This window comes from Methylomonas aurea (assembly GCF_024505045.1).
GTDB classification, from domain to species: domain Bacteria; phylum Pseudomonadota; class Gammaproteobacteria; order Methylococcales; family Methylomonadaceae; genus Methylomonas; species Methylomonas aurea.
Map to the genome: position 1 here is coordinate 1 of NZ_JANIBM010000030.1, position 12,463 is coordinate 12,463.

A 12,463-nucleotide genomic window follows, 5' to 3' on the forward strand; every position below is an offset into this window, starting at 1 on the left:
GTTCTTTAATTTTGATAATCAGTAGGCGGAGCTTCGGTTTTTGATTTATCGAATGCCGAGGCTTCTCTTTTCCAACAGCTATAGGTGATAGACGTGAAAATGAATGAATTGACAAAAGGCGTAATGGCGGCGTTGTTGCTGACCAGTTCCGTAGCAATGGCGGAGTCGGATTATCCGGCGGCTGATTATCAGCCAAAAGTTCTGTACACCAACCCGGATTACAAGCCTGAGGCTGCTGCTCCTGCAGCAAAAGCTGCTGCACCGGCTGCGGCTGCTAAAGCCAAAGAAGTTGAAGTCGTTGAAAACGATCCCAACTTCCCAGCGACTAATTTCCAACCCAAAGTACTCTTCAGCGACTCAGCTTATAAACACGATAAGACTGCTCCTCAAGCTCCCGGCGCCCGTTCGTCGTCTGTGGCATCTTCATCATCGGCAGCGGTAAGCGAAGCCGGCGAAGAGGCTGTATCCAGTGCCGGTGACAAAGGTTCGTCCAATACTAGCTTGTTGGGCTTGGTTGCATTGGCGGCTGTCGGCTTCTTCCTGTTTAACAAAAAAGGCGGTTCTGGTTCTGGCGCGGCCGGTAGTTCTAGTCCAAGTTACGGGGAAGCGAGCGGTTCGACAGGAGTTGAAAAGTATATCGACAGGTTGGGTATTAACAAAACCGGTGTCGCTAAATATTTGGAAAAACAAGACTCCACTCCAGCGACCGGCGTAGCCAAGTATATGGCGAAGCAGATCATAAAAGACAGAGAGAGCGCAGCTGCAAAAGCTACAGGCGTAGAAAAATATTTGCGCGATAAAGGCTGATTTATCGGTAATTATTCTTAGGTATAAATTCGGTGGGACTTCCCACTGAGTTACCTGCAGAATCGCCACTTAGCGTGTTTTGGAGAGAATGACTGCTTCAAAATATGTCAAGTGGCGATTCAGTCTGTTACACCCGCATTTTGGAAAAATTCCCCGCCAAGCAATAAATAGTTCAGACCATTAGCCGAAATTTCGAATATCGGCAACGGTTTGATACCAAATCAAAGGGGACACATTAACCGAGGATATTTTTATGGCAAAAAATTTATTAGAGCAACTCCGTGAAATGACTGTTGTGGTGGCGGATACCGGCGACATTCAAGCGATCGAGACTTTCAAACCGCGCGATGCGACCACCAACCCGTCTTTGATTACCGCTGCAGCACAAATGCCGCAATATCAAGGCATCGTCGACGATACCTTGAAATCGGCTCGCGCAACTCTGGGCGCTAGCGCTTCTCCTGCGGAAGTCGCGTCTTTGGCGTTCGACCGTCTGGCAGTCTCTTTCGGTTTGAAAATTCTGGAAATCATCGAAGGTCGCGTGTCTACCGAAGTTGACGCCCGTTTGTCCTACGATACCGAAGGCACTCTGGCCAAAGCTCGCGACATCATCGCTCAGTATAAAGCGGCCGGTATCGATACCGAAAAACGTATCCTGATCAAAATCGCTGCGACATGGGAAGGTATTCAAGCCGCGGCAGTGCTGGAGAAGGAAAACATCCACACCAACCTGACTCTGTTGTTCGGCATGCACCAAGCGATCGCTTGCGCCGAAAACGGCATCCAACTGATTTCTCCGTTCGTTGGCCGTATTCTGGACTGGTACAAAAAAGATAGCGGCCGCGATTCATACGCACCGCACGAAGATCCGGGTGTTCTGTCGGTGACGGAAGTTTATAACTACTACAAAAAATTCGGTTACAAAACCGAAGTTATGGGCGCCAGCTTCCGTAACATCGGCGAAATTACCGAATTGGCCGGTTGCGATCTGTTGACGATCGCGCCTTCTCTGTTGGCCGAATTGCAATCCGTTGAAGGCGAATTGCCGCGCAAACTGGATCCAGCCAAGGCCGCTAGCGCCAACATCGAAAAAATCAGTGTCGATAAAGCGACATTCGATCGTATGCACGAAGAGAACCGCATGGCAAACGAGAAACTGAAGGAAGGTATCGACGGTTTCGCCAAGGCATTGGAAACTCTGGAAAAATTGCTGGCCGACCGTTTGGCTGCGCTGGAAGCTTAAGGGCTCTTATCGCGCGCAATCTTGTTTGCGCGCGATCTTATTTTATGTGCAAGGCCGCCGAATCGAGTACGCGGCCTTTGTTCTTTAGTTAATAGGTAAATTTCATGGCAAAAATCTTAGATGTAGTAAAACCTGGCGTGGTCACCGGTGAAGACGTGCAAAAAGTCTTTGCAATCTGCAAGGAAAACAAATTTGCATTGCCGGCAGTTAACGTGATCAGCACCGATACCATCAATGCCGTATTGGAAGCCGCTGCGAAAGCCAAATCTCCGGTTATCGTACAATTTTCTAACGGCGGCGCGGCGTTTGTTGCCGGTAAAGGCTTGAAACTGGACGGCCAAGGCTGTTCCATCCACGGTGCTATTTCCGGCGCTCAACACGTTCACCGCATGGCGGAACTGTACGGTGTGCCGGTCATTCTGCATACCGACCACGCAGCCAAAAAATTGCTGCCTTGGGTTGACGGCATGTTGGACGAAGGCGAAAGACACTTCGCCGCGACCGGCAAGCCGCTGTTCAGCTCGCACATGTTGGACCTGTCCGAAGAAAGCCTGGAAGAAAACATCGAAATCTGCGGCAAATACCTGGAGCGGATGTCAAAAATGGGCATGACACTGGAAATCGAGTTGGGTTGCACCGGCGGCGAAGAAGACGGTGTCGACAACAGCGGCATGGACCACTCGGCGTTGTATACCCAACCGGAAGATGTGGCTTACGCTTATGAACATTTGAGCAAAATCAGCCACCGTTTCACCATCGCCGCGTCATTCGGTAACGTCCACGGTGTTTACTCACCGGGCAACGTCAAACTGACACCGAAAATTCTGGATAACTCGCAGAAATATGTGTCCGAGAAATTCGGTCTGCCGAACAATTCATTGACCTTCGTATTCCATGGCGGCTCCGGTTCTTCACCGGAAGAAATCAAAGAATCCATCAGCTACGGCGTGGTAAAAATGAACATCGACACCGATACCCAATGGGCGACTTGGGAAGGCGTGATGAATTACTACAAGAAAAACGAAGGTTATTTGCAAGGCCAAATCGGTAATCCGGAGGGTGCCGACAAGCCAAACAAAAAATACTACGATCCACGGGTATGGCAACGCGCCGGCCAGGAAGGTATGGTCGTCCGTCTGCAGCAAGCGTTCCAAGAATTGAACGCCGTAAATTCTTTGTAATACGCCTCAGCAAGCTGCAAAAGCAAACAGCTTTTGCAGCTTTTCCTGTCTTTCCGGTGTAGTTAGTTCGTCAAATAATTGACTGCCCATCTTTCGGCTTCCTGCCGCCGTTGTGCGCGAAATTAGGCTTTTCAGCCTCGCCGTATCGGTTCGGCCGGCTATACTATCATTCTAAAACCATGATTTTTCTTGTATGATCGGAAACCGGCGGGTCGATACGCTCCGCGATTTGCGATTTTTCGAATGATCTGGCGTGTTTTGTGCTCTGAGAATAATAAAGGTGATAAATGGCTGAAGCTCAAGGAAAAGATGAAGGAAAAAAATCGTCCAAGAAACTGATAATTATCATTGCGTTGGTTGTTTTGGCTCTGGCGGGAGGCGGAGCGGCCTATTTTTTCTTGGCGAAACCCGCTGAGAGCGGCAAAGAGGCCGATGCTGAAAAACACGGAGAGGATAAACATGCCGAATCGGCAGCACATGAGGCCGAGGCGGACCACGATAAGCCGGTAGAGCCCGATGTCTATTACGAGTTTCCCACGCCGTTGTTGGTCGATTATCCGAGCGGGTCCAGCGCCAGGGTCATTAAAATTTCCCTGACCGTATTGACTAAAGGCGAGGCCAGCATAGAAGCGATGAAAAAACACGAACCGATGATCCGGAACAACTTGTTGATGGCCATCAGTTCGGTCGGCGCCGATAAGGCAAAAACTCTGGAAGGCAAGCAGGAGCTGCGGGCGATGATGCAGCAAGAGATCGGCAAGGTTTTGGAAAAGATGGCCGGCAAGAACACTGTTAAAGAAGTCTATTTCACCGATTTTGTAATGCAATAAATGTCTACCGCCGATCTACTTTCCCAAGATGAAATCGATGCGCTGCTGCACGGCGTAGACGACGGCGATGTCGACACCGCTGCTGACGATGACGAATACAGTCGAGGGGTTGCGCGGCTTTACGATTTCAATAGCCAAGAGCGTATCGTCCGTGGCCGGATGCCGACCTTGGAAATGGTCAACGAACGTTTCGCTCGCCATTTCCGCATCGCATTGTTCAATTTCTTACGGCGTGCGGCAGAGATATCGGTGTCGGGGATTCAGGTACAGAAGTTCTCCGAATTCATTCAGGGGTTGTTCGTTCCAACTAATTTGAATGTAATTCGGATGGCGCCGCTGCGCGGCCGGGCGCTGATTGTGATGGAGCCTCGTCTGGTATTTACGGCTGTAGACAACTTTTTCGGCGGTGGCGGCCAATTTTACAATAAGGTCGAAGGCCGCGAGTTTACGCCTACCGAGATGCGTATCATCCGCTTGATTATCGACATGATTTTCAAGGATCTGTCCGAAGCCTGGAAACCGGTCATGGATGTCGAGTTTGAGTACATCAACTCCGAGGTAAACCCCCAGTTTGCCAATATCGTCAGTCCCTCCGAGATCGTGGTCATCTCCACAATCCACGTCGAGCTGGAAGGCGGGGGCGGCGATATTAATATTGCCATGCCGTATTCTATGATCGAACCGATCCGGGAGTTGCTCGATGCTGTAACCAGCGACAGAGGGGAGGTCGACGGCCGTTGGCAAGATTCGTTGCGGACCGAGATCATGCGTAGCGAAGTGACATTGAATAGTAAATTGATCGAAAAAGAGATGTTTATCAGCGACGTTATCGAACTTAAAAAAGGCGACGTGATTCCGATCGAAATGCCAGAAACGGTATTGTTGGAAGTGGAAGGAGTACCGGTGTTTCGCGGTAAATTGGGTTTGTCCGATGGTAATTACGCCATTGAAATCATCGATAAAATGACGCTGGACAATATTTAATGGACAGGGAGGAATTGACATGAGCGAAAACGACGAAATTGGTGACGACTGGGCGGCGGCGATGAACGAGCAGGCCGCGGCCGAAGCAGACTGGGGAGATGCTCTGAAGGAACAGGCCGCCGCCGCGGCAAAAAGCCCCGGCGGCTATTCAGCGGCCGAGTTTCCGGATCTGGGCGAACAAAAGCCGAAGCCAACCGCCGGTGGAGAAGAGGTCAAACTGGACGTGATTCTGGACGTGCCGGTTACCGTGTCTTTGGAAATTGGCAGGACCAAAATCAATATCCGTAACCTGCTGCAGCTTAACCAGGGGTCGGTGGTGGAATTGGACCGTTTCGCCGGCGAACCGATGGATGTGCTGGTCAACGGTACCTTGGTCGCCCACGGCGAAGTCGTCGTGGTTAACGATAAATTCGGTATCCGCTTAACCGATATTATCAGCCCATCGGAACGGGTCCGAAAGCTGGGTTGATAACCGTGCACGCTCTGGCTAGGCTAATTTTCGCGATTGGGACGATGTCGAGCGCTTGGGCGGACGAAATTCCCGCACCAGCTAAATCCAGCGCCAAATTCGTGACTTCGGCCGACGTCATTCAGTGGCTGTTGGCCTTGGTACTGGTCTTGGGCGTATTTCTACTCCTGGTCTTGATGCTGAAAAAATCCGGCGGTTTGGCCACGGCCGGTAAAAGCAAATTGACGGTGCTTGCCGGGCTTTCGTTGGGCATGCGGGAGAAACTGGTCTTGGTCAGAGTCGGCGAAAAAGAGTTGTTGTTAGGTGTGAGTAATGGCCGGATCGACAAATTGCTCGAGCTGGAAGGCGAGCAGCGGCTATTCTCCAACCAGGACCAATCGCAGGATTTGGGCCTCTTCGCGCAAAAACTATTGCAAGCGATACAAGGTAAGACGCATGAACAGGCCTAGTATGCGGGCTGTGGCTTTACTGGGGGGCTGCGCGCTGATGTGGGTTGCCGAGGCTAATGCCGTGCCCGGTGTGGACGCGATTACCGTGACCACTAACCCGAAAGGTGGCGAAACCTATACGGTCACGATCCAGATATTGGCTCTGATGACGATGCTGACTTTGCTGCCGGCATTGTTGTTGTCGATGACCGCATTTACCCGAGTCATGATTGTACTGGGCCTGTTGCGGCAGGCGATCGGTGCGGCGCAGGCCCCCAGCAACCAGGTGTTGTTGGGGTTGTCGCTGTTTCTGACGATTTTCATCATGACGCCGGTGCTGGAAAAAGTGAACGAAACCGCCGTACAGCCGTACCTGGAAGAAAAGATCGATGCCGTCACCGCTCTGCAAAAGGCGTCGGAACCTTTCAAACAATTCATGTTGAAGCAAACGCGCGAGGCGGATTTGGATACGTTTGTCCGGATATCCGGCCGAGAGCAAATCAACAAACCCGAAGACGTGCCGTTTTCGTTGTTGGTGCCGGCTTATGTCACCAGCGAATTGAAAACCGCATTTCAAATTGGCTTTCTGATTTTTTTGCCGTTTCTGGTGATCGATCTGGTCGTGGCCAGTGTGCTGATGTCGATGGGGATGATGATGCTGTCGCCGATGATCGTGTCCCTGCCGTTTAAAATCATGTTGTTCGTACTAGCTGACGGCTGGACCATGGTCATGGAAATGCTGGCTGCCAGTTTTTACGTCTAAGCTTGCATATGACTCCGGAGACGATCTCGAACGTAGCGCAGGACACGGTACTGATCGGCCTGAAACTGATGGGGCCGATTTTGATCGCTTCCTTGTTGGTGGGTTTGCTGGTTTCGATGTTTCAGGCGGCAACCTCGATCCAGGAACAGACCTTGACCTTCATCCCTAAGTTGGCGGCGATTATTGCCGTGCTGATGATTGCCGGTCCGGGCATGCTGCAAATGCTGATCGACTATTTTCAGGATTTGATGCGCGATATTCCCACCTTGATTGGATGAACCTTACCGAAAACGAGTTGCTGGGGTATGTTGCCGGTTTCATCTGGCCTTTCTTTCGCATCAGTTCGATGTTCATCACCATCCCGGTATTCAGCGTCAACGCCTTGCCGGCCAAAGTTCGCGTGATCGCCAGCCTGTTGATCACGTTAACCGTGTCTCCAACCCTTCCGGCCATGCCGCCGATAGATATGTTCGGCTATCAAGGTTTTCTGGTTGCCCTCCAGCAAGTGGCTCTGGGCGCCACTGTCGGTTTCATTTTGCAAATGGTGTTTTCGATCATGCTGTTCGCCGGCCAGGCCATCGCCTACAGCATGGGGCTCGGCTTCGCGTCGATGGTCGATCCGGTTTCGGGGGTGCAAGTCCCGGTTGTGGCCCAATTGTTCGTGATCAGCGGCAGTCTGTTGTTTTTGGCGGTAGACGGGCATTTACTTTTGATCGAGATGCTGGCGCAAAGCTTTCATACGTTGCCGGTTGCGGCAACCGGAATCGAAAAAGCCGATTTGTGGCGGATCGCGTTATGGGGTGGCACCATATTCGCCGACGGCTTGTTATTGTCGATGCCGGTTATGGCGGCGCTGCTGTTCGTCAATATCAGCTTTGGCGTGGCTTCCAAAGCGGCTCCGCAATTGCAGATTTTCGGCGTCGGCTTTCCGGCGACGATCATGTTGGGCATGGTCTTGATTTGGATAGGACTGCCGACCTTACTAGAAGTCTTTGCCGATATGTTGCACCAAGGGTTTGCGTTGGTGAACGAATTGTTGAGGTTGCAGTAGATGGCGGAAGAATCCGGTCAGGACAAAACCGAAGACCCCACTGGTAAGCGGGTCACCGACTCGCGTAAAAAAGGCCAGGTTCCCCGCTCCAAAGAGCTGAATACTTTTGTCACGCTAATGGTTAGCTCGGCGCTGTTCTTTTATGTCGGCCAAGGCATGTGGCAAGGCTTGTTGGAAGTGATGAAGCGACCGTTGCGGGTATCGCGCGAGCAAATTTTCGACCCGGTGACGTTGACGACCTATCTAAAAGCGGCCTTTGCCGACGGTGTTTGGATTATCTTGCCATTTTTGGCGATTTTGGCTGTTTTCGACTTACTGGCCGCGACGCTGTTAGGTGGCTGGAACTTTACCAGCGAAGGCTTTGCCTTTAATTTCGCCAAATTGAATCCTTTGGCCGGACTCAAGAAAATTTTTGGTGTCCAGGGTGTGGTCGAATTGGTCAAGGCGGTGTTGAAGACCGTATTGGTGGCGTTGGTAGCCTGGAATCTGTTCAAATGGAATTTCGGCGCATACATGGCGCTAAGCAGGCTGCCGATCGCGCAAGCGGTGCAGCAGACCGGCGAAATGATATCGGTCTCGCTGCTGATTTTAAGCGCCACGTTCGTCTTGTTGGTGATGCTGGATGCGCCTTACCAACTTTGGAATTACCAGCGCCAATTGAAAATGACCAAGCAGGAAGTTCGCGACGAGTCCAAGGAGCAGGAGGGCAGTCCGGAAGTCAAGGGCCGGCAGCGGCGCCTGCAAATGGAAGCGGCGCAACGGCGGATGATGGACGCAGTACCTAGCGCGGATGTCATTGTTACCAATCCGACCCATTTCGCCGTCGCGCTGAAATATGATCAGAACGGTAACGGTGCGCCGGTATTGGTCGCCAAAGGCGTCGATTTGATTGCGGCGCAGATCCGGCAGTTGGCGATAGGCGCCAAAGTGCCGCTGGTAGCGGCGCCGTCTCTGGCCCGCGCCCTATATTACTCCACCGATTTGAACCGGGAAATACCGCGCGGCCTGTTTTTGGCGGTCGCACAAGTGTTGGCCTATGTTTACCAATTGCGCGCTTCCACTCAATACGGCTGGATCAAGCCGGTGCCGCCGGGCGACGTGCCGGTGCCGGACGATTTTAAACAATAGCGCGATACCGAGCCCGTTATGGATTTCAGTAAATTAACCAATGCCTTGAGAATGGTCACCGGCCTCGGCCTGGGAGCGCCGCTGCTGATCATCATGCTGTTGTCGCTGCTGATTCTGCCGCTGCCGCCGTTTGTGTTGGACCTGTTTTTTACCTTCAACATCGCGTTTTCGCTGATCATCCTGCTGGTGGTGGTTTACACGCTGAAGCCGTTGGAATTCGCCTCGTTTCCGACCGTGATCCTGATCGCGACGTTGCTGCGGCTGGCCTTGAACGTGGCTTCGACCCGGGTCGTGCTGATTCGCGGCCACGAGGGCGGCGATGCCGCCGGTAAAGTGATCGAGGCGTTCGGCTCGTTCGTGATCGGCGGCAATTTTGCGGTCGGTATCGTCGTGTTCGTGATCCTGATCGTGATCAATTTCATGGTGGTGACCAAAGGTGCCGGGCGGGTGGCCGAAGTCAGCGCGCGGTTTACCCTGGACGCGATGCCAGGCAAGCAAATGGCGATCGACGCCGACTTGAATTCCGGGCTGATCAATCAGGACGAGGCGCGGGCCCGGCGCGAAGAGGTGGCCGCAGAGGCCGATTTCTACGGTTCGATGGACGGAGCCAGCAAATTCGTGCGCGGCGACGCGGTGGCCGGCATCATCATCATGTTCGTCAATATGATCGGCGGGTTGGCGATCGGCGTCGGCCAGCACGGCATGAGTTTTGCCGATGCGGCCAATGTGTATGTGTTGTTAACAATCGGCGACGGTTTGGTCGCCCAGATTCCTTCCTTGTTGTTGTCGGTGGCCGCGGCGATGGTGGTGACTCGGGTGCGCGGCGCCAAACAGGACATCGGCAAGCAATTGACCTCGCAGATGTTCGAGGACCCCAAAACGCTGTTGGTTACCGCCGCGGTGATGGGCTTGCTCGGCATCATTCCCGGCATGCCGAACTTGGTGTTCATTTTGCTGGCGTCGACCTTGGCCGGTGGCGCCTATTTGATCGACCGCCGTCGCAAATTAGAGGAAGAAAAAGCCTTGGCGGCGGTGAATATCGCTTCGCCGCAAGCGGCTAAGACCGAGATCAAGGAGTTGGGATGGGACGACGTGATGCCGGTAGACGCGATCGGTTTGGAGGTCGGCTACCGCCTGATTCCGCTGGTGGACCGCAACCAAGGCGGCCAGTTGATGATGCGGATCAAGGGCGTGCGCAAGAAATTGTCGCAAGAACTTGGGTTCCTGATTCCGTCGGTGCATATTCGCGATAACCTGGATCTGGCGCCTACCGAATACCGGATTTCGTTGATGGGGGTCAGCGTCGGCGAGGCCAATATCATGCCGGATAAAGAGATGGCGATTAACCCCGGTCGCGTGTTCGGCAGTTTGCCCGGTAGCCCTTGCCGGGACCCGGCTTTCGGCTTGGATGCGGTCTGGATCGACAGCAACCAAAAAGATCAGGCGCAGACTCTAGGTTATACCGTGGTCGATCCGAGTACTGTCGTCGCTACCCATCTGAGCCATATTTTGCAAACCAATGCCCACGAATTATTCGGCTACGAAGAGGCGCAGCAGTTGCTGGATAACTTGGCTAAACTGGCGCCGAAACTGGTCGAGGATTTGGTGCCGAAAACCCTGCCGTTGGGCGTGTTGGTGAAAGTGTTGCAAAACCTGTTGCAAGAGCGGGTTTCGATCCGCGACATGCGCACGATCGCCGAAACTTTGGCGGAGTACGGGGTCAAGAGTCAAGATCCGGACATCTTGACGTCGGCGGTGCGTGCCTCGCTCGGCCGGTCAATTGTGCATGAAATCAACGGTGTACAGGTGGAAATTCCTGTGATTACTCTTGAGCCAGGATTGGAACAGATATTGCATAAATCGCTGCAGACGGCGGGCGAAAGCGGTGCCGGTTTGGAACCGGGGCTGGCCGAGCAGATGCACAAATCCCTCGAGGATAGTGCTCAGCGGATGGAAATGGAAGGGCAGGCACCTGTGTTACTGGTGTCTTCTTACATTCGCCCTTGGCTGGCTCGCTTCGTTCGTCATTCGATACCGGGGCTACATGTGCTGGCCTATAACGAAATTCCCCAGGATCGGCAGATCAGGGTGGTTTCCACAGTGGGGCAGCGTTAAAAAAACAGGGGTTGCGCAATGAAAATCAAACGCTTTTTTGCAGCAGACATACGGCAGGCCATGCGCATGGTCAAAGAAGAATTGGGCGCCGATGCGGTGATCATGTCCAACCGTTCGGTGGACGGCGGCGTCGAAATTGTGGCGGCTCGCGACTTCGACGAACAGGTGATCCACCGGAATCTGAAACAGCGCGAGGAAGAAAAGGCGCCCGTGCCACTACGCGAGCCGAAAAAGGTCGATTTGCCCGATTTCGACGGCGACAAAAAACCGTTACACGTATTGAGCAGTACCAGAAAGCGCGGTGCCGACGGTTCGGTACCGGAAAATCCGATCAGGCGCCATCTGGACCAATACATCGGTTACGCCGAGAAATTGCAGGTTGGCAACGCCAATGCCCAGAAAATTGCCGAAAAAGTGCGCCCGGCGGAGAAACCGGCCTGGGCTAGCGCCGATCCCAAGCTGAAACCGATGCCAGTTGATTTGCGGCCGGCTCAAGCCAATGTCTCCGACAAATTCATCGAGGAAATGCGTCAGGAAATGAAGGAGTTGCGGAGTATGTTGGACGCCAAGTTGTCCGGCATCGTCATGCAAATGCCCCAGCACGGCCAGACCATGCACGACGAATTGCGCGAGCGCCTGACCGATTTCGGCTTTTCCAAAAATTTGTCCGGCAAAATCGCCAACCGTCTGGGCAGCCATAAAAGCTTCGATCTGGCAATGGACAAGGCTAGAGAAATGCTGGCCGGATTGGTGCCTATCGCCGACGACAGATTGCTGGAACAAGGCGGTATCGCGGCGTTGGTCGGTTCGACCGGCGTTGGTAAAACCACGACCGTCGCGAAATTGGCGGCGCAATTCATTCTGAAGCACGGCTCCCGCCAAATCGCATTGATCACCACCGATAACTATCGGATTGGTGCCCACGAGCAAATCAACACCTATGGCAGAATTCTGGACGTCCCGGTGCGCGTGGCCGGCGATGCCGACGAGCTGCGCCGGCACATCGATAGTTTTGCCGACAAGCGCCTGATCTTGATCGATACTGCAGGGATGAGCCAGCGCGATATGCGCTTGGCCGAGCAGTTGAAAACCCTGCAACACGGCGATTTGCCGATCCGTTCCTACCTGGTGATGTCCGCTACGACGCAATACAAGGCAATGCTGGAAATTATGGATGCGTTCCGAATACTGGAGCCACAAGCGACTATACTTACCAAGATGGACGAGGCTGTCAGCAAAGGCACCGCATTGTCGGCGGTGATCGAGCGGCGTATGCCGCTGTCATTTATTACCGACGGCCAGCAAGTGCCGGAGGATATTTATCAGCCGGAAGCCGACAGCTTGATTCGCCAGTGCATGAGCGGCAGCGAAGTCGACAGTCCGTATGGCGGCGATTTGAATTATGGCGAGTGGGCGGCGGAAAGCCATGCATAGGCCATTCGATCAAGCAGCTGGAATAAGACA

13 protein-coding genes are annotated in these 12,463 nt (G+C 53.3%); all 13 read left to right on the plus strand.

From position 1 onward, the window contains the following. The first annotated feature begins 99 nt into the window (after positions 1-99). The 13 genes from NP603_RS17155 (at position 100) to flhF (ending at position 12,433) form a co-directional block, all read left to right on the plus strand. Positions 100-807, plus strand: a complete 708-nt coding sequence (locus tag NP603_RS17155; RefSeq protein ID WP_256612171.1) for an LPXTG cell wall anchor domain-containing protein — start codon at positions 100-102, stop codon at positions 805-807. 253 nt (positions 808-1,060) lie between these two features. Further along, on the plus strand, positions 1,061-2,050 hold the full coding sequence (locus NP603_RS17160; RefSeq protein ID WP_256612118.1) for a transaldolase: 990 nt from the start codon (positions 1,061-1,063) through the stop codon (positions 2,048-2,050). Between the two features lie 104 nt (positions 2,051-2,154). Beyond that, entirely contained in the window at positions 2,155-3,231 is a 1,077-nt protein-coding gene (gene fbaA, locus NP603_RS17165) for a class II fructose-bisphosphate aldolase (protein WP_256612119.1), read from the plus strand. A gap of 287 nt (positions 3,232-3,518) precedes the next feature. Beyond that, complete coding sequence (locus tag NP603_RS17170; protein WP_256612120.1) at positions 3,519-4,061, plus strand: flagellar basal body-associated FliL family protein; 543 nt, start codon at positions 3,519-3,521, stop codon at positions 4,059-4,061. Beyond that, positions 4,062-5,045, plus strand: a complete 984-nt coding sequence (fliM, locus tag NP603_RS17175; protein WP_256612121.1) for a flagellar motor switch protein FliM — start codon at positions 4,062-4,064, stop codon at positions 5,043-5,045. A gap of 19 nt (positions 5,046-5,064) precedes the next feature. Further along, entirely contained in the window at positions 5,065-5,514 is a 450-nt protein-coding gene (gene fliN, locus NP603_RS17180; RefSeq protein WP_256612122.1) for a flagellar motor switch protein FliN, read from the plus strand. Between the two features lie 44 nt (positions 5,515-5,558). Continuing rightward, complete coding sequence (locus NP603_RS17185; RefSeq protein ID WP_256612123.1) at positions 5,559-5,963, plus strand: FliO/MopB family protein; 405 nt, start codon at positions 5,559-5,561, stop codon at positions 5,961-5,963. Between the two features lie 37 nt (positions 5,964-6,000). Further along, positions 6,001-6,705, plus strand: a complete 705-nt coding sequence (gene fliP / locus NP603_RS17190) for a flagellar type III secretion system pore protein FliP (protein WP_256612173.1) — start codon at positions 6,001-6,003, stop codon at positions 6,703-6,705. 8 nt (positions 6,706-6,713) lie between these two features. Then, a complete protein-coding gene (fliQ, locus tag NP603_RS17195) occupies positions 6,714-6,983 on the plus strand; it encodes a flagellar biosynthesis protein FliQ (RefSeq protein ID WP_256612124.1) in 270 nt (89 codons plus the stop codon). Beyond that, entirely contained in the window at positions 6,980-7,756 is a 777-nt protein-coding gene (gene fliR / locus NP603_RS17200) for a flagellar biosynthetic protein FliR (RefSeq protein ID WP_256612125.1), read from the plus strand. The genes fliQ and fliR overlap by 4 nt, the downstream gene beginning before the upstream one ends. Further along, positions 7,757-8,884, plus strand: a complete 1,128-nt coding sequence (gene flhB, locus NP603_RS17205; protein ID WP_256612126.1) for a flagellar biosynthesis protein FlhB — start codon at positions 7,757-7,759, stop codon at positions 8,882-8,884. Between the two features lie 18 nt (positions 8,885-8,902). After that, complete coding sequence (gene flhA, locus NP603_RS17210; RefSeq protein ID WP_256612127.1) at positions 8,903-10,999, plus strand: flagellar biosynthesis protein FlhA; 2,097 nt, start codon at positions 8,903-8,905, stop codon at positions 10,997-10,999. Between the two features lie 18 nt (positions 11,000-11,017). After that, positions 11,018-12,433 carry a flagellar biosynthesis GTPase FlhF gene (flhF, locus tag NP603_RS17215; protein ID WP_256612129.1) on the plus strand — a complete coding sequence of 472 codons (1,416 nt, stop codon included), beginning with the start codon at positions 11,018-11,020 and terminating at the stop codon, positions 12,431-12,433. Positions 12,434-12,463 lie beyond the last annotated feature (30 nt).